Consider the following 16088-nt stretch of genomic DNA (forward strand, 5'->3'; position numbering starts at 1 on the left):
GCCGTTAACCGATGCACCGGACAACCGCGACGGGACGGCCACACCGCTGCCACCGATTTGACCTGCGGCGTTTCCGCTTAACTGCCGGGCATTGGTCCAGGGCCAGGTGCGGTCGAGGTGGAGGGTGCGCCTGCGGGCGTGGGCGGTGAGCCGGCCAGGCAGGTGGTACAGCTTCATGCGGATCGTCTCCGGCTCCGCGGCGGCGAGTTCGGGCTCGTCGTGCAGGAGGAGGAGACGGGTCCATGCGTCGAGGTCGGCGGCGATCGTGGCGGCCAGCACCCAGGCGGCGTTCAGCTGCCAGGACTTGGAGGGCAGCAGCCCGAGGCCGACCCGCTTGATGGCTTTCACGCGGTCCTCGACCTCGGCGTGATCACGGTAGAGGGCGTCGACGAACCACACCTGCCCGGAGGCGGGAATCCCGGAAAGTCCGTGGTGGGCGGGGATGTTCGTGGCGATGATCTGGTAGCGCCAGCCGGTGCGCTTCTCGAAGGCGGTCAGTTTCTTCGCGTCCCGCCTCGAGGGCTTGACCCGGCGCACGATCAGCCGCATCCCCCGCGGCCAGCCGGTCAGGTCACGGACCCCGGTCAGCTCGGCGACCTGGTAGGAGATCCATTCGCCGTCGGGTCCCTTGATCTCGTGGACCTCGCCGTCCTGCCGCAGCGCGGCCGTCCACACCGTCTCGGGCAGCAGCGCGATGGCCTGCTCGTCGGTGTCGTTGATCGCCCAGCCGGTCACCCAGCGCACCCGGCGCCGGCTGGTGGTCAGTCTCTGGAGGTGGTCGAGGACGTCGTGGCTGAAGGCCGCGCCGTCGATCCGGACCAGCAGCTTCGACCACAGCGGCAGCGGGAGCTGCCGCAGCGCGGCGGCCAGAACGCTCTTGTGGTCGGCGACGTCGTTGGGCGGCGCGTTGCCGGGCCGCAGCAGCATGGCGACGCACTCGCGGGTGTTGGCCACCCACGCCCCCAGCGGCATGTGGCCGAAGCTGCCCTTGAAGGTGCCCGCCGCGCCTTCCTTCCGGCTGGTGCAGGTGACGATGGTCGCGTCCAGGTCGAGGACGTACCAGCCGGTCACCTCCCGGCCGCACACCGAGATCCAGGGGAAGCCGCCGGGACGCAGGGCGAGCAGCATCCACACCACGCGACGTATAACGGCGCGGACGCGCTCCACCCGGGCCGCGACCGGGCCGTCGATCGCCGCCAGGGCGCGGCGCAGGGTGCTGTCCGAGACCGGCCGCGGGAACACCGCCCGCCAGTGGTACTGGAGTTGCTCGGCCTCCAGGACGTTCGTCGCGCCGAGCACGATCGCACAGGCCAGCTGGAGCAGCGCCATGCCCCGATCCCGCCAGCCCGGCCCGGTGCCCTTCGGCAACGCCGCACTCAGCGCGGTGGCCAGACCGACGCGGTCGGCGACCTTCCGCAGCAGCACCACGCCCGCGTGGCCGATCAGGTTCTTGCCGTCAGCCCGCACGGCAAGCCGGTGATCCCATTCGGTAGCCTGCACCTGTTGGGTGCCTCTTCTCTGCGACGGTTTTGATCTCAGCAATCAGATCATCGCAGGTGGGAGGCACCCTTCTCCTGTTGGTGCGTCAGGTGACCATCACGGCTGAATTCATGAGGCTTGTGTGTGAGACGGTGACCGGTATGGTCGAGTCCGGTTAGCGTCCGGTGTGATGTGCGCACGTTCCGCAGGGCGCGAACGAAGGCCAATGCAGCCTAACGGGACGGAGAGATCAAAGACCCGCATTTTCTGTTACGCGGCCGGGTGGCGGGCCGGGGTGGGATGCTGCGATGAGAGCTGCGGCCTATGTCACACTCCCGCCTTACTTGTCCGTACGCAGCGGGGTTTCGGGTTCACTGTGCTGCATTGGACGTCAGGAAACGAACGGGGAAAAGCAAGGCTGTCGGCTGGGCAGAATCGCCCTCCGGCCGGGGAAGTGCGCAGACCGACCGCAAGATGTTCGAGGCGAGGCACACCATGGACGCTCCGACCACCACGTCGGCCGACAACGGCACGTCCGGCGGCAGCGGCGGGGGCGGCTGGTTCACGCCCCGCAAGCAGCCCGAGGCGCCCCCGAGCGGAGAGCCCCAGGCGCCGGAGGGCAGCCGTCTGGCGGCGATGCGCCCTGTCGGCCGCTCGGCGCCCGTTGACGGCAGGGAGCAACCGCGAATACACCCCCCGTCGGGTGCGACCGACGCGACGGAGCGGCCCCTCGTAGAACCCGAACCCGCCCACGAAGCGGCCCGGCCCGATCCGCGGGTCCCCCCTCAGCGATCCGCCCCCGCTCTCGCACCCGAGGCGTCCCCCGACGCCGTGATGATCCGGCGGACCATGGCCGAGGTCGGACCCATCGCCGACAAGGTCACCTCGTACTTCTACGCACTCCTCTTCGTGCGCCACCCCGACCTGCGGTCGCTCTTCCCCGCCGCGATGGACACCCAGCGGGACAGGCTGCTCAAGGCGCTGCTGACGGCCGCCGAGCACATCGACAACACCGAGGTTCTCGTCGCCTATCTGCAGAACCTCGGCCGTGGCCACCGCAAGTACGGCACCCGGCCCGAGCACTACCCGGCCGTCGGCGAATGCCTGATCGGCGCGCTGAGCAAGTACGCCTCAGCGATCTGGGACGAGGAAACCGAGGCGGCCTGGGTACGGGCGTACACGACGATCTCCCAGGTGATGATCGACGCGGCAGCCGCGGACGAGTTGCTGGCCCCGGCCTGGTGGTACGCCGAGGTCGTCTCGCACGACCTCCGCACGTCGGACATCGCGGTGATCACAGTGCGCCCGGACCAGCCGTACCCGTTCCTGGCCGGGCAGTACACCAGCGTGGAGACCCCGTGGTGGCCGCGGATATGGCGGCACTACTCCTTCGCCTCGGCGCCGCGCTCGGACGGACTGCTCTCGTTGCATGTGAAGGCGGTCCCGGCGGGCTGGGTCTCCAACGCGCTGGTGCACCGGGCCCGGCCCGGCGATGTCATCCGCCTCGGCCCGCCCGCCGGCACGATGACCGTCGACCACACCACGAACAGCGGACTGCTCTGCCTCGGCGGCGGCACGGGTATCGCGCCCATCAAGGCCCTGGTCGAGGATGTCGCCGAGCACGGCGAGCGGCGCCCGGTGGAGGTCTTCTACGGTGCCCGTACCGACCATGACCTGTACGACATCGACACCATGCTGCGGCTGCAGCAGAGCCATCCCTGGCTTTCGGTCCGCCCTGTGGTCGACGCACAGGCGCACATTCAGTTGCCGGACGTCATACGCGAGTACGGACCGTGGAACGAGTATGACGCGTATATCTCTGGCCCACCGGGGATGATCCGCAGCGGTGTGGACGCCCTGCGGGACATCGGCATCCCGTCCGAGCGCATCCGCCACGACTCAGTCGAGGAACTGGTCGCGGCCGGGGACTGAGCCTTGGGCGGCAAAGCCGTCCCAAGCGGGGTCAGCCCAGGTCGGGCGCGTGCATGGCCCGTACGCCCTCGATGTTCCCGTCGAGGTAGTGCCGCAAGGACAGCGGCACCAGATGGACGGACGCGATGCCGACCCTGGTGAAGGGCACCCGCACGATTTCGTACTCGCCGGTGGGCTCCTCGATCTCCGGGCCGTGCCGCAGGCGTTCGTCCATGGACTCCAGACGGCAGACGAAGAAGTGCTGGACTTTCACACCGGTCGCGCCGCCGCCCTCTCCGATGTGCTCGACCGTGTCCACGAAACAGGGCACCACGTCGGTGATCTTGGCACCGAGTTCTTCGTGTACTTCGCGGTGGAGCGCGTCGACGACGGTCGTGTCGGACGGCTCGACCCCGCCGCCCGGTGTGACCCAGTAGGGATCGACGCCGGGCTTGGTGCGCTTGATCAGAATCAGGTCGTCACCATCGAGCAGGATGGCGCGGGCGGTGCGTTTGACCACGGAGCGAACGGTCATGGGTGGAATGTGGCCCAGCCTGTTCCACGTGAAACATCGCACACCCCACACGGAGTCGAACCCCGCGTGAACCTGGGGTGGCGCCGCATGGTGGATGCTTGCGACTCTCCTCCACCCTGCTCACAGCCGTCCGCACCACCGTCATTGTAGGTCGTCGGTCAGTCCCAGTCGGCCGCCGCCCGCAGCAACCACTCGTGGGCCCGTGCGATGTGCGGCATGGCCAGTGTTCCCGTCCGGACGACGAGGAAGTACGTCCGCAGCGGAGGGACCGCCGGCTCATGGAGGGCCACCACGTCACCCCGCCGGAGCGCTGAGGTGCACAGATAACGGGGCAGCACGGCGAGCCCGGCACCCGTTGCGGCACAGGCGAGAACCGCGCGCAGATCGGGAACGATGACAGTGCCGGAGGTGGCCGGGAGGCAGTCGAAAACTGAGGCCCAGTAGCGGGCGACGAACGGCAGCGATTCATGCACCTCGACCACCGGAAGGTTTTCCAGCCCGTGTGCCCCTTTGCGGCGCAGTCTTCCGGGGCCGCCGACGCGGGAGGCCCAGCGTGGGGCCGCTACCAGCACATGTTCCTCGTCGCAGAGCGGCGTCGCCGTGAGCAGGGCGCCCCGCGGCTGGGCCGTTGTGATGGCCAGGTCATGGTGGCCGGCGGCGAGGCCCTCCAGCGCCTCGTCGGCGTTCCCGAAGGAGGCGCGCAGGGCGAGCCCCTGTCCGTCGTCGTCGGACAGCTCCGCGAGTGCGGGCAGGGCACGCTCGGCGGTGAACTCCGGCGGTCCGGCAAGATGGAGGGTGCGCAGCGACGAGTGCTCGTCGAGACCGGTCTCGGAGATCTCCACCAAGGCGTCGAGATGGGGCGCGGCCTTGTGCGCGAGTTCGTCGCCGATGGTCGTGGGCGTCACACCCCGGGCCTGTCGTAAGAAGAGGGGACGGCCCAGCTGTCGTTCCAGGGTGCGGATCTGGGAGGTGACCGCCGGCTGCGAGAGGCCGAGCAGGGCCGCGGCGCGGGTGAAGGAACCGGCTCGGTGCACGGTCACGAAGGTGCGCAGCAGGGCCAGATCCATGGTGTTCCCTCCCTTCCCCGCACTCAGGCCGCCGCCAACTATAAATAAGTCGATAGGTCGCTGTCGCTACTGTGATTGGACACTGACACAGAGTCAACTAGCCTTGGTCGCGCGGTTCTTCGCGCGCAGAACCGGGACGGTCCGAGCCACGAGGGGGGAGGCTCGGACCGTCCGTTGTACGTAGAAGCGATCCCAGGAGCAGCACATCGCCTGCCCGGAAGTGCGTAGCCGAAGAAATGGCCGCTGCTCAGGACACGGTCATTCCGCCGACTCGTCGAGCGCACGCAGCACATCGGCCACCAGGTCCTCAGGGTCCTCTGCGCCGGCGGAGAAGCGGATGAAGCCCTCCGGCACCGCGTCACCGCCCCAGCGTCCCCGCCGCTCGGCGGTGGACCGTACGCCTCCGAAACTCGTCGCGTCGTCGACGATGCGCAGTGCGTCCAGAAAACGATCGGCACGCGCACGCGTGGCCAATGAGAACGACACCACGCACCCGAAACGCCGCATCTGCTGTGCGGCGGTCTTGTGCGAGGGGTCGTTGGGCAGGCCCGGATACCGCAGTCCGGTCAGCTCGGGACGGCCACGCAGTGCCTCGGCGACCGCGAGCGCGTTGGCGTTCTGCCGGTCGGCGCGCAGCTGCAGCGTGGCCAGCGAGCGGTGTGCGAGCCAGGCCTCCATGGGGCCGGGGATCGCCCCCACGATCTTGCGCCAGCGGCGCACGGTGGCCATCAGCCCGGCATCCCGGGACACCACGTATCCGAGCAGCAGGTCCCCGTGTCCGGTGAGCATCTTGGTGCCGCTGGCCACGGAGAAGTCGGCGCCCAGCTCCAGGGGACGCTGGCCGAGGGGGGTCGCCAGGGTGTTGTCGACGGCGACGAGGGTGCCTTGCGCGTGGGCCGCCTCGACGAGCCGCCGCACGTCGCAGACGTCGAGCCCCGGGTTCGAGGGGGTCTCGATCCACAGCAGTTTCGCGCCGTCGAGGACGTCGAGCTGTGCGTCGGCGCCGGTCGGCGCGGTGCGCACCTCGATGCCGTACGCGGTCAGCTGCTCGCTCACCAGCGGCAGCACCTGGTAGCCGTCCGAGGGCAGCACCACGATGTCACCGGCACGCAGCTGGGAGAAGAGGACGGCCGAGATCGCGGCCATGCCGGAGGCGAAGGCGAGCGTTTCGACGCTGTCCTCGCCGGGCGCCTCCAGCTCGCCGATCGCACGTTCCAGATGGGTCCAGGTGGGGTTCTCGTCACGCCCGTAGGTGTACGGGCCGGTCGGCTCCCCCGGCAGGTGGAAATGCGCGGCGAAGACGGGCCCCGGCAGGGTCGGCTCGTACTTGACCGGTTCGGGCAGCCCTGCCCGTACCGCGCGCGTCCCCTCGCCGGTTGCCGCACCGGACGTGTCGAAATCCCCTGACGTCATGCTGCCTGTCCCTCCACTTGCTCTCGTACCGCGGCGAGCAGGCCGGGGCCCGCCGCTTCCACCATCTCAAGACATGCCTCGAATCCGTCCATCCCCCCGTAATAAGGGTCCGGCACATCGAGGTCGTCGTCGGCGGCCGGGTCGTACGAGCGCAGCAGCCGGATCCTGGCGGCGTCCTGGGGAGTGGGCGCCAGGCGGCGCAGGGCCTTGAGGTGGCCGGAGTCGAGGGCGATCACGAGGTCGAGGCGGGAGAACCAGGAGGGCTGGAACTGGCGGGCGATGTGATCGCTCTCATAACCGTGCTCCTCCAGGACGGCGACGGTGCGCGGATCGGCACCGTCCCCCTCGTGCCAGTCGCCTGTGCCCGCGCTGTCGACCTCGACATGGTCGTCGAGACCTGCCTCCGCCACACGCGCGCGGAACACGGACTCGGCCATCGGGGAGCGGCAGATGTTGCCGGTGCAGACGAAGCAGACGCGATAGGTCATACGGCTCACTCAGTCCTCGTCGGGCAGCACCACGTGCAGCGCCCAGGAGACGATCGAGATGATCAGGCCGCCGAGGACGGCAGTCCAGAAGCCCTCCACGTGGAAGCTCAGATCCAGCTTGCCCGCAAGCCAGGAGGTGAGCAGCAGCATCAGGGCGTTGACGACCAGGGTGATGAGGCCGAGCGTCAGGATGAACAGCGGGAAGGTCAGCACCTTGACGATCGGCTTGACCAGGAAGTTCACCAGTCCGAAGAGAAGCGCGACGACGATCAGCGTGCCTATCTTCTTGCCGGTGTTGGAACCGGTGAGGGTGATCTTGTCGAGCACCCAGACGGCGACGGCCAGGGCCCCCGCATTGGCGATCGTCTTGACTACGAAATTCTTCATGTGTCTGATCGTGGCAGACGGGATCACCGACGAGTACCGAGCAAGGGCGGACAAGTGCGATGAAGGCATTCCGGCTGGACGAACTGGAGGCGGAGCGCGCCACCAACGAGGGTGCCTACCTGCAGTTCCTGCGGGAGCGGAACATGTCGGTCGGACTGTACGCGCTCGACGCGGGCGATCTGGACCCGCAGCGACCGCACCAGCAGGACGAGGTGTACTTCGTCGTCAGCGGACGCGCCTCGATCACCGTGGGCATGGAGACCACCGAGGTCGCGCGCGGCAGTGTCGTCTATGTGCCCGCCGGAGTCGCCCACAAGTTCCACCACATCACCGAGGACCTGAGGGTTCTGGTGGTGTTCTCTCCGCCCGAGAGCTGAGCCCCGTCTAAGGGTTCCCTAGGGGGACGGTCAGGGGAGGACGAGGGATGCGGGGCCCCCGCTCCACCCCTCGGCGGCCCTAGCATCGAAGACAGGACAAGGATCCCGGTAGCAGAGCCCCCGAACTGGGCGTGGGGCAACGGGCGTAGAGACAAGGACAAGGGCGATGCGAGAGATCTTCACGGGTTTGCCGTGGTGGGTGAAGTGGATCGCGGTGCCGGTCATCGCCCTGGTGGTCTTCGGCAGTGTGATCGCGACCGTCATCGGCTTTGTCATCGGGCTGCTGTTCAAGGCGCTGCTCTTCGTCGCGCTGGTCGGCGGACTGATCTACATCGTGCGGAAGTTCATGTCGAGTTCGACATCACGCGGCGACTGGTGAGCCGTCCGGAGTGTGCCGGACCGGAGGGTGCGTGCGCCGGACCGGCACGGGGCCGAACGGGTGCCCGGGGGCGGATGGGCCGGGACAACGGCGGGAACATGCGGCCGGTAACAGGATTGTGAGGTTCCCTCGGGCGAGGGAAGTTTTCCCGATGAGGCCGACGGAGGGCGGCGACGGATCGTTAAAGTCCGGAACTCGACGCGCGGCAGGCCCCGCGCGCGGCGCATCCCCTCCCGTGTCCCCGCACGGGAGGCCCTCCTCGCGCTCCGGGAGTGATCCTTGGCCACGGTCGGCACCGCACGCGAAGCCTCGCCCGCCCCACCAGCACAGCGGCGCACATCACCGGCGGAGGAGCACCTTCCGCCCGCGCCACCGCAGTCCATCACCCTCATCGGATCCGTGCAGCGGGCGATGCGGCTGCTGGAAGCCGTCGCCGACCGTGAGCACGGAGCCCCCGCCAAGCAGCTCGCCCGCGAGGTGGGCCTGGCGCTGCCCACGGCGTACCACCTGCTGCGCACCCTGACCCACGAAGGCTATTTGCGCCGGGAGAAGGGTCTGTTCTTCCTCGGCGAGGCGGCTGAGCGGCTGAGCGGCAGCGCGGCACAGCAGAAACGTCGCAGCATGGTGGATGATGCACTCGCACGATGGCGTGATTCGATCGGTGTCCCTGTTTACTACGCGGTCTATCGCGAGGGTGAGATCGAGGTCCTCAGTGTCGCCGACACCCCGGGCAACCCGGCGGTCGAGGAGTGGGCCGACTTCCGGGAGACCGGGCACGCCCACGCGATCGGCCAGTGCCTGCTCTCCCAACTCGACGAGGAGGCTCGCCTGGACCACCTCGCCCGGTATCCCGTGCAGTCCATCACCCCCTACACGGTGCGTGACAACCGCACGTTGCTGCGGCGGCTGGAAGGTCTACGGCGGATGGAACCGGTCATCGAACGCCAGGAGTACGCGCTCGGAACGGCCTGCGCCGCGATCCCCCTCACCGCCGGGGCGACAGCGGCGACGATGGCCATCTCCCTGCCTTCACATCAGGCGGACCGGCTGCTGCCGGCGGTAGGTCAGTTGCAGGCGGAGATCGGCAGGCTACTAGGGACACTCGCCATCTCTATCAGCATCTGAAAACTCACTCCTTGTGATCTGCCATGCACGTTCAGCAAACTTCCAGCAGGTGTCAGGGGGATCATTCCTGGCCAGTCGACGGCTACTGACGGGGTAGGCGATGCGCGAGTCGGTGCAGGCAGAGGTCATGATGAGTTTTCTCGTCTCGGAGGAGCTCTCGTTCCGCATTCCGGTGGAGCTGTGCTACGAGACCTGTGATCCGTATGCCGTGCGGCTGACTTTCCACTTGCCCGGCGACGCCCCCGTGACCTGGGCGTTCGGACGCGAGCTACTGGTCGACGGAGTGGGTCGGCCGTGTGGCGAAGGAGACGTGCACATCGCGCCCGCCGAGGCGGACACCTTCGGGGACGTGCTGATCCGGCTCCAGGTGGGCACCGACCGGGCGCTGTTCCGGTCGGGGACGGTGCCGCTCGTAGCGTTCCTGGACCGCACCGACAAGTTGGTGCCACTCGGGCAGGAGGGCTCGCTCGCCGACTTCGACGCACATCTGGACGAGGCACTCGACCGGATTCTGGCGGAAGAGCAGAGCGCGGGCTGAGGCCATCCACGGCGCTGTAACGGTTCCTCGCGGATATGCAGGGGCTCAGGAGCTGCCGTAACGGTTCCTCGGGTCCCTTCGGGGCCGGGTGGAAGCCCATAGGGCGGCTGAGGCCAACTGCTCGGCCTACGGGTTACGGGTGCCGTAACGCTTCTGCGCGGCCCTCTCCACCGCTCCCGGCGTCTCAGCGCTTGCGGCGGCGTCCCCGCCCTCCGCGGGCCGGTGCCGTGGCCGGGGCCGCGGTCGTCCCCGGGCGGTCGGCCGAGACCACGAGGGCGGCCAGAGCCGTGGTGACCGGTACCGAGGCGACCAGGCCGATGGAACCCACGAGCGTGCGCACGATCTCCTCGGCGACCAGCTCGCTGTTGGCGACCGTCACCACACTGCTCTGCGCGATCGAGAAGAGCAGCAGCAGGGGCAGGGCGGCGCCCGCGTACGCCAGGACGAGCGTGTTGACGACCGATGCGATGTGGTCGCGGCCGATGCGGATGCCCGCACGATAGAGGCCACGCCAGCCCATCGACGGATTCGCCTCGTGCAGCTCCCAGACCGCCGAGGTCTGCGTGACCGTCACGTCGTCGAGGACGCCGAGCGAGCCGATGATGACGCCGGCGAGGAGCAGACCGCTCATGTCGATGTGCGGGTACAAGCCGTGGATCAGACCGGTGTTGTCGTCCGTGTTCCCGGTCAGCGCGGCCCAGTCGATGAACTCCGACCCCAGCAGGCCGATGAGCGAAAGCGAGATGAGCGTGCCCAGCACCGCCACGGAGGTACGAGCCGAGAGCCCATGACACATATAGAGGGCGATCAGCATGATGGCGCTTGATCCGACCACGGCCACGAGCAGCGGATTCGAACCCTGCAGGATCGCCGGCAGGATGAAGAGGTTCAGAATCAGGAAACTCACGGCCAGTGCGATGAGCGCCATGAGGCCGCGCAGCCGGCCGACGATCACCACGGCGACGGCGAAGATGCCGGCGAGCAGCGCCATGGGGAACTTGCGGTTCACATCGGTGACCGAGTACTGCAGGTCCTTGGGAGCGGATGGTTCGTACGCGACCACGACCTTCTCGCCCTGATGCAACTGACGTGACTGGTCCGGTTGGACGATCTCCGTGAACGTACGGCCCTTGTCCTTGCCGGTGTCGACGCGGACCGTCGCCTTCTTGCAGGTGCCGTTCGACTCCTGCTGTGCCGAGGAGCCTTCGGCGGTGGAGGTGTCGCCGGTCGGGGTGTCACCCGAGGCGTTCACGGACTTGCAGTCCACCGCCACGACCTTGGTGACCGTGGCCTGTTGGGTCTGCCGGTCGAAGCCGACGCCGGTGCGCTTGTGCGACGGCACGCCCCCGGGCCACAGCACCACGAGGCCGACCAGGACCGCCGCGGTGAAGGGGATGAGGATCGCGGCGATAACTTTGCGCAGGTGCTGAGAGACGGGAGCCGCGGGGCCGTGGCCGTGACTGTGGGGGTGGCCGTGTCCGTCGCCGGATCCATGGCCATGGCCGCCCCCGGGGCCACCCTCTGGCCCGTGGCCGCCTCCGGGGCCATGGCCGTGTCCTTGGACCGGGCCATGGTTGTGGGGCGGCTCGGAGGGCGGGTAAGGGGGCGGATGCTGCATCGTGGTCACCGACCGATCATTGCAAAAAGGTGTGAGGCGCACTGTTCAGCCCGCGCGATTAGACGCTAGCGTGAGAGGACCTTTGCACACGCGGGAGCTCGGAGCACCGGGCTGAGAGGGCGCTGACCTCCGCACGCGATGTTTCACGTGGAACATCGGCGGCGGAAACCGCTGCGTCGACCGCTGAACCTGTTACCGGGTAATGCCGGCGTAGGGAGTAGGTCTCATGACCAACAAGGACGCACGCACGCCTGCCTCCCATCAGGGCGATCAGTCCCAGGAGGCCGGGAGGTCCATCGGCTGGCACAAGGCGTACGTCGGGGGTCCACGCCCCGACCTGCGGGTGCCCGTCCGTCAGGTGCACCTGACCAACGGGCAGTCGGTCGCCCTGTACGACACCTCCGGCCCATACACCGATCCATTCGTCGAGACGGACGTCCGCAGGGGACTGGCGCCGCTGCGGGAGAACTGGGTCATCGCCCGTGGCGACACCGAGGAGTACGCGGGGCGTCCCGTCCGTCCCGAGGACGACGGGATCAAGCACACCTCGCCACGTGGCGGGCTCCGCAACCTCGACGCGGTCTTCCCGGGGCGACCGCGTCAGCCGCGCCGCAGTCGTGACGGCGAGGCGGTCACACAGCTCGCCTACGCCCGGCGCGGCGAGATCACGCCCGAGATGGAGTTCGTGGCGATCCGGGAGAACGTGTCGCCCGAGGTCGTGCGTGAGGAGATTGCGGCGGGCCGCGCGGTGCTGCCCGCCAACGTCAATCACCCGGAGACCGAGCCGATGATCATCGGCAAGCGATTCCTGGTGAAGGTCAACGCCAACATCGGCAACTCCGCGGTGACCTCCTCCATCGAGGAGGAGGTCGAGAAGATGACTTGGGCGACCCGGTGGGGCGCCGACACGGTCATGGATCTGTCCACCGGACGCAACATCCACACCACGCGGGAGTGGGTGCTGCGCAACTCCCCCGTGCCGATCGGCACGGTGCCGCTGTACCAGGCCCTGGAGAAGGTCGACGGGAAGGCCGAGGAGCTGACCTGGGAGATCTACAAGGACACGGTCATCGAGCAGGCCGAGCAGGGCGTGGATTACATGACGGTGCACGCGGGTGTACGCCTGCCGTTTGTGCCGCTGACCGCGAACCGCAAGACCGGCATCGTGTCGCGGGGCGGCTCGATCATGGCGGCGTGGTGCCTCGCGCACCACAAGGAGTCGTTCCTGTACGAGAACTTCGAGGAGCTGTGCGAGATTCTCGCGGCGTACGACGTCACTTACTCGCTGGGCGACGGTCTGCGGCCGGGCTCGATCGCGGACGCCAACGACGAGGCGCAGTTCGCGGAGCTGCGCACGCTCGGGGAGCTCAACCGGATCGCCAGGCGCTTCGACGTGCAGACGATGATCGAAGGACCGGGCCACGTCCCGATGCACAAGATCAAGGAGAACATCGACCTTCAGCAGGAGATCTGCGATCAGGCTCCGTTCTACACGCTCGGGCCGCTGACGACGGACATCGCGCCGGCATACGACCACATCACCTCGGGCATCGGTGCCGCGATGATCGCCTGGTGGGGCACGGCCATGCTCTGCTACGTCACGCCCAAGGAGCACTTGGGCCTCCCCAACCGTGACGACGTCAAGACCGGTGTCATCACCTACAAGATCGCGGCCCACGCGGCTGACCTCGCCAAGGGGCACCCAGGCGCTCAGGAGTGGGACGACGCGCTGTCCGACGCGCGCTTCGAGTTCCGCTGGGAGGACCAGTTCAACCTGGCCCTCGATCCCGACACGGCCCGGGACTTCCACGACGAGACCCTCCCGGCGGAGCCGGCCAAGACGGCCCACTTCTGCTCGATGTGCGGACCCAAGTTCTGCTCGATGAAGATCAGCCGCACCATCACGGAGCGGTTCGGCGGTGACGTGGCGGGAGGGGCCACGGCCGAGGAGATCGCCGAGGGGATGCTGCAGAAGTCGAAGGAGTTCGCGGCGAGCGGGAACCGGGTGTACCTGCCGCTCGCGGACTGAGGCGTCCAGGCGGTGCTCGCGGTCGATCGGTCCGAGCACCGCCTCCCGAACTGCGTCGGGATGGGCGCCCGATCACTCGCACTGGCCACAGGGGGGTGGGCACGCGGCAGGAGCCGGCACCCGATGGCACCGGTTGAACGCCGCCCGGAGCGGTTTCGTTTCCCGGCGGCGCTCGTCGGTTGCGGTGTTTCCGATGACGTGCACGGTCCCCACCGGGCTGTGCGTGGGGCTGCTCCGCCCGCACCCATCGAAGCGGCACGAGCCCCTGGGCGCCGAGCGCACAAGCCCGCAGGCCGAAGTCACCGGCCCCGTCACCATCGACGTCGGCGCTGCCGGCGGTCGGAGGCACCCGGCAGCGGCCAGCCGGTGCCTCCTCACTCCGGCTGGTGTTCCGGCCCCCCGAAGTCCGGGCTGGTGAAGTCCGGGCTGGTGAAGCTGGGTCGTGGCCCCGCGGCGGGACCGCTTTCGGGGCTGCTGAACCCGGGGCGGTCATAGCCGAGGTGCGGGATGCGGCTGGGAGTCGTTTCCGGTGCCTTCCGGCTCATCGCGGCCGTGCCCGGTTCGGCGAGCGCCTCGCGGAGGAACGGCAGGATGCCGCGCTCGAGCAGGGCCTCGTGCCAGGCTTCCCTGGCCCCCGCCACTTCCTCCGTCAACTCGGCCTGCGCAGCTTTCGTCTGTCCGGAGGAGCTGTTGCGCAGAGCGGTGAGCAGAAGGCCGATCGCGGCGACCAGGATCGCCGCCGCGGTCACCGCGCCGAAGACCCACCCGGTGGTCAGGAGGGTCCGGGCGAACGCCTGGTCGGGGTTGACCATCTTGAGGATGTAGCCCACGAGCAGGAAGATCGCCGCGGCGGCACCGGCGAGGAAGGGGGCGAGCACCGCTATGACGGCACCGGCACCGGCGCTCGCGGCGGCCTCTCCCATGGTGGCGGCGAGCCCCAGGCCGTCCATCTCCGGCTCCAGAGAGCCGGCGGTGCCCTCGTGGACGGGCGGGGTGGACGGCGCCGGTCGGCGCAGTTCCTCGCGGGCCTTCACGTAGTGGTGGTACTCGGTGGCTGCCGCCGCGGTGATGAGGGCGGTGGCGTTCAGCGCCATGGTGCGCAGTTGTTCGGGGTTGAGCCGCTGTCCCACAGCGGCCAGGTCCGGGCGGTGTGGTGCGGAGCGCAGCGCCTCATCGAGGATCCGCTCATAGTCCTGGCGGTCCTCGCTCAGCAGGTGCTGCGGAACGCTGTTCATGTGCATCCCCCGATGCTCCGTAGGGCTTGGGGCTCGGCATGCTGACGAGCCGTCGGGCAGAAACGGAGGGGAGCCTGCTACGGATAAGCCGATGGTAGAGCGGCGACGGCACACGGTGACAGGGGGTTTGCGGAAATTGGCCATGGCCTGCAGGGGTCCGCCGGTCCTTCGGCGGGGGACGCATGCCCGGTGAACGCCTAGCGGTTCAGGGGAAGTTGCTGGACGAGCAGCTTTCCGGCCATGGTCACTCCGCCGTCCATCGCGATCGCCAGCCCGTCGGCGTAGACGTGCGGACCCTCCACCACCGGACCGGTGCCGTCCTCTCCCTCCTCCGAACCGACCTCGCCCAGCAGGTACGGAATGGGGCTGTGACCGTGGACGATGCGCCTGCCGCCGTACGTCTCCAGCAGGGACCGTACGGCGTCGGCGCCGCCTTCGTCGCGGAAGGAGAAGCGCTTGGTGAACTTCCGGAACAGGTCCCACACCTCGTCTGCGTCGTTGCGTGTGAGGGTCTCGTGGATGGTGTCGTTGACCGCTTCGATGGAGTCGCCATAGTCGAGGTAGGCGGTGGTGTCCGAGTGGACCAGCAGATGTCCGTCGACCTCTTCGACCGCGTCCAGACGGGCCATCCACTGGAGGTGGTGGTCCTGCAGGCGGTCCATGTCCGTCTTCTGTCCCCCGTTGAGCAGCCAGGCCGCCTGGAAGGTGGCGGTTCCCGCGCCGGAGCTGACGGGCGTGTCGCCGAACCGCTTGGCGCCGAGCAGGAGCAGCTCGTGGTTGCCCATGAGTGCCTTGCAGTAGCCACCGGCCGCGGCGGCCTCCGCGGACAGCCGCATGACCAGGTCGATGACGCCGATGCCGTCGGGCCCGCGGTCGGTGAAGTCGCCCAGGAACCACAGCCGTGCCGTGCCCGCGGACCATTGGCCCGCGGCGTCGATGAGCCCCTTCTCCTGAAGTGCCGCCACGAGCTGGTCGAGATATCCGTGGACGTCCCCGACGACGAACAGCGGACCGGGACCGTCGGTGGGCTGCGGCGCGGGTACGGAGGTGGGGTCGACGTTCATCTGGACGGTGTCGCCGCGGTCGATGACCGGGAGGTCCCGCTCGGTGGGCGTGTAGGCGTCGGAGTGGTCGTGGGGGTATCCCTCCGGCGCGGTGGCGGGCCGGGTGACCTCGCCGGGGGGTGTGCTCTGGGCGTACGGACCGGTCTCGTGGACGTACGCCGGCACCCGGAAGTCGCGCAACGTCGCCGTCCGTTCCACCTCGGGTTCCTGACCGGCCCCCTGAGTCATCGACCCCTCCACCATCGCGCCGCTCTGCACCGCATCGGACTGCCTGGTCGCAGCGGCCCGCGGTGTCGTGGGCCCATCATAGGAATGCGGATCGCGCCATGTGATGACCCAGGGGTGGTGAATCGGGGAAGGACCCCAGTTCACCGCGGCTTTCGCCCTAAATGGGAGGGGCTTTCCCCGCCGGTGTCCCGGCCACCGGCCACCGCGGGCAACCT

15 protein-coding genes are annotated in these 16088 nt (G+C 68.7%); 6 read left to right on the forward strand and 9 right to left on the reverse strand.

Features of this window, described 5'->3' with window-relative positions:
- On the reverse strand, positions 1–1500 hold a 1500-nt coding region (locus ACZ3TS_RS30025), incomplete at its 3' end, for an IS1380 family transposase (RefSeq protein WP_467624064.1).
- A gap of 453 nt (positions 1501–1953) precedes the next feature.
- On the opposite strand from ACZ3TS_RS30025, the gene ACZ3TS_RS30030 reads away from it, so the two are divergent.
- Positions 1954–3411 carry a globin domain-containing protein gene (locus ACZ3TS_RS30030; protein WP_467624066.1) on the forward strand — a complete coding sequence of 486 codons (1458 nt, stop codon included), beginning with the start codon at positions 1954–1956 and terminating at the stop codon, positions 3409–3411.
- A gap of 31 nt (positions 3412–3442) precedes the next feature.
- Here the strand turns inward: ACZ3TS_RS30030 and ACZ3TS_RS30035 are convergent, their stop codons facing one another.
- From ACZ3TS_RS30035 to ACZ3TS_RS30055, 5 genes are all read right to left on the reverse strand, one after another.
- Positions 3443–3925 carry an NUDIX domain-containing protein gene (locus ACZ3TS_RS30035; protein WP_467624068.1) on the reverse strand — a complete coding sequence of 161 codons (483 nt, stop codon included), beginning with the start codon at positions 3923–3925 and terminating at the stop codon, positions 3443–3445.
- Between the two features lie 158 nt (positions 3926–4083).
- Positions 4084–4992, reverse strand: coding sequence for a LysR family transcriptional regulator (locus tag ACZ3TS_RS30040; protein WP_467624069.1), 909 nt, complete (start codon positions 4990–4992; stop codon positions 4084–4086).
- A gap of 258 nt (positions 4993–5250) precedes the next feature.
- Positions 5251–6405: a cystathionine gamma-lyase gene (locus ACZ3TS_RS30045; RefSeq protein ID WP_467624070.1), complete on the reverse strand. Its 1155-nt coding sequence runs from the start codon at positions 6403–6405 to the stop codon at positions 5251–5253.
- Positions 6402–6893: a low molecular weight protein-tyrosine-phosphatase gene (locus tag ACZ3TS_RS30050; RefSeq protein WP_467624072.1), complete on the reverse strand. Its 492-nt coding sequence runs from the start codon at positions 6891–6893 to the stop codon at positions 6402–6404. The genes ACZ3TS_RS30045 and ACZ3TS_RS30050 overlap by 4 nt, the downstream gene beginning before the upstream one ends.
- Before the next feature lie 9 nt (positions 6894–6902).
- The gene (locus ACZ3TS_RS30055) at positions 6903–7280 is read right to left on the reverse strand and encodes a phage holin family protein (RefSeq protein WP_467624073.1); all 378 of its coding nucleotides are present in this window, start codon (positions 7278–7280) and stop codon (positions 6903–6905) included.
- A 59-nt stretch (positions 7281–7339) separates the two neighbouring features.
- On the opposite strand from ACZ3TS_RS30055, the gene ACZ3TS_RS30060 reads away from it, so the two are divergent.
- The 4 genes from ACZ3TS_RS30060 (at position 7340) to ACZ3TS_RS30075 (ending at position 9699) form a co-directional block, all read left to right on the forward strand.
- On the forward strand, positions 7340–7657 hold the full coding sequence (locus tag ACZ3TS_RS30060; protein ID WP_467624075.1) for a cupin domain-containing protein: 318 nt from the start codon (positions 7340–7342) through the stop codon (positions 7655–7657).
- 166 nt (positions 7658–7823) lie between these two features.
- On the forward strand, positions 7824–8036 hold the full coding sequence (locus ACZ3TS_RS30065) for a DUF5326 family protein (protein WP_467624076.1): 213 nt from the start codon (positions 7824–7826) through the stop codon (positions 8034–8036).
- Positions 8037–8315: 279 nt separating this feature from the next.
- Positions 8316–9161, forward strand: coding sequence for an IclR family transcriptional regulator (locus ACZ3TS_RS30070; RefSeq protein ID WP_467624078.1), 846 nt, complete (start codon positions 8316–8318; stop codon positions 9159–9161).
- 100 nt (positions 9162–9261) lie between these two features.
- On the forward strand, positions 9262–9699 hold the full coding sequence (locus ACZ3TS_RS30075) for an SsgA family sporulation/cell division regulator (RefSeq protein WP_467624080.1): 438 nt from the start codon (positions 9262–9264) through the stop codon (positions 9697–9699).
- A 184-nt stretch (positions 9700–9883) separates the two neighbouring features.
- Here ACZ3TS_RS30075 and ACZ3TS_RS30080 read toward each other — a convergent pair whose 3' ends face one another.
- Complete coding sequence (locus ACZ3TS_RS30080; RefSeq protein ID WP_467624178.1) at positions 9884–11317, reverse strand: YibE/F family protein; 1434 nt, start codon at positions 11315–11317, stop codon at positions 9884–9886.
- A 226-nt stretch (positions 11318–11543) separates the two neighbouring features.
- On the opposite strand from ACZ3TS_RS30080, the gene thiC reads away from it, so the two are divergent.
- Positions 11544–13346 (forward strand): phosphomethylpyrimidine synthase ThiC, encoded by a 1803-nt coding sequence (gene thiC / locus ACZ3TS_RS30085; protein WP_467624083.1) that lies wholly within the window; start codon positions 11544–11546, stop codon positions 13344–13346.
- Between the two features lie 374 nt (positions 13347–13720).
- Here the strand turns inward: thiC and ACZ3TS_RS30090 are convergent, their stop codons facing one another.
- Together ACZ3TS_RS30090 and ACZ3TS_RS30095 are read right to left on the reverse strand one after the other, a co-directional pair.
- A complete protein-coding gene (locus ACZ3TS_RS30090; protein WP_467624085.1) occupies positions 13721–14587 on the reverse strand; it encodes a hypothetical protein in 867 nt (288 codons plus the stop codon).
- 191 nt (positions 14588–14778) lie between these two features.
- Positions 14779–15888 carry a metallophosphoesterase gene (locus ACZ3TS_RS30095; protein ID WP_467624180.1) on the reverse strand — a complete coding sequence of 370 codons (1110 nt, stop codon included), beginning with the start codon at positions 15886–15888 and terminating at the stop codon, positions 14779–14781.
- Positions 15889–16088 lie beyond the last annotated feature (200 nt).

The sequence above is a fragment of the Streptomyces sp. NPDC022910 genome (assembly GCF_055561075.1).

Coding starts and splice junctions, on each gene's coding strand:
- ACZ3TS_RS30080 (WP_467624178.1), bottom strand. CDS start 11,317: ATGCAGCATCCGCCCCCTTACCCGCCCTCCGAGCCGCCCCACAACCAT.
- ACZ3TS_RS30075 (WP_467624080.1), top strand. CDS start 9,262: ATGCGCGAGTCGGTGCAGGCAGAGGTCATGATGAGTTTTCTCGTCTCG.
- ACZ3TS_RS30065 (WP_467624076.1), top strand. CDS start 7,824: ATGCGAGAGATCTTCACGGGTTTGCCGTGGTGGGTGAAGTGGATCGCG.
- ACZ3TS_RS30090 (WP_467624085.1), bottom strand. CDS start 14,587: ATGCACATGAACAGCGTTCCGCAGCACCTGCTGAGCGAGGACCGCCAG.
- ACZ3TS_RS30045 (WP_467624070.1), bottom strand. CDS start 6,405: ATGACGTCAGGGGATTTCGACACGTCCGGTGCGGCAACCGGCGAGGGG.
- ACZ3TS_RS30035 (WP_467624068.1), bottom strand. CDS start 3,925: ATGACCGTTCGCTCCGTGGTCAAACGCACCGCCCGCGCCATCCTGCTC.
- ACZ3TS_RS30095 (WP_467624180.1), bottom strand. CDS start 15,888: ATGGTGGAGGGGTCGATGACTCAGGGGGCCGGTCAGGAACCCGAGGTG.
- ACZ3TS_RS30040 (WP_467624069.1), bottom strand. CDS start 4,992: ATGGATCTGGCCCTGCTGCGCACCTTCGTGACCGTGCACCGAGCCGGT.
- thiC (WP_467624083.1), top strand. CDS start 11,544: ATGACCAACAAGGACGCACGCACGCCTGCCTCCCATCAGGGCGATCAG.
- ACZ3TS_RS30060 (WP_467624075.1), top strand. CDS start 7,340: ATGAAGGCATTCCGGCTGGACGAACTGGAGGCGGAGCGCGCCACCAAC.
- ACZ3TS_RS30030 (WP_467624066.1), top strand. CDS start 1,954: ATGTTCGAGGCGAGGCACACCATGGACGCTCCGACCACCACGTCGGCC.
- ACZ3TS_RS30055 (WP_467624073.1), bottom strand. CDS start 7,280: ATGAAGAATTTCGTAGTCAAGACGATCGCCAATGCGGGGGCCCTGGCC.
- ACZ3TS_RS30050 (WP_467624072.1), bottom strand. CDS start 6,893: ATGACCTATCGCGTCTGCTTCGTCTGCACCGGCAACATCTGCCGCTCC.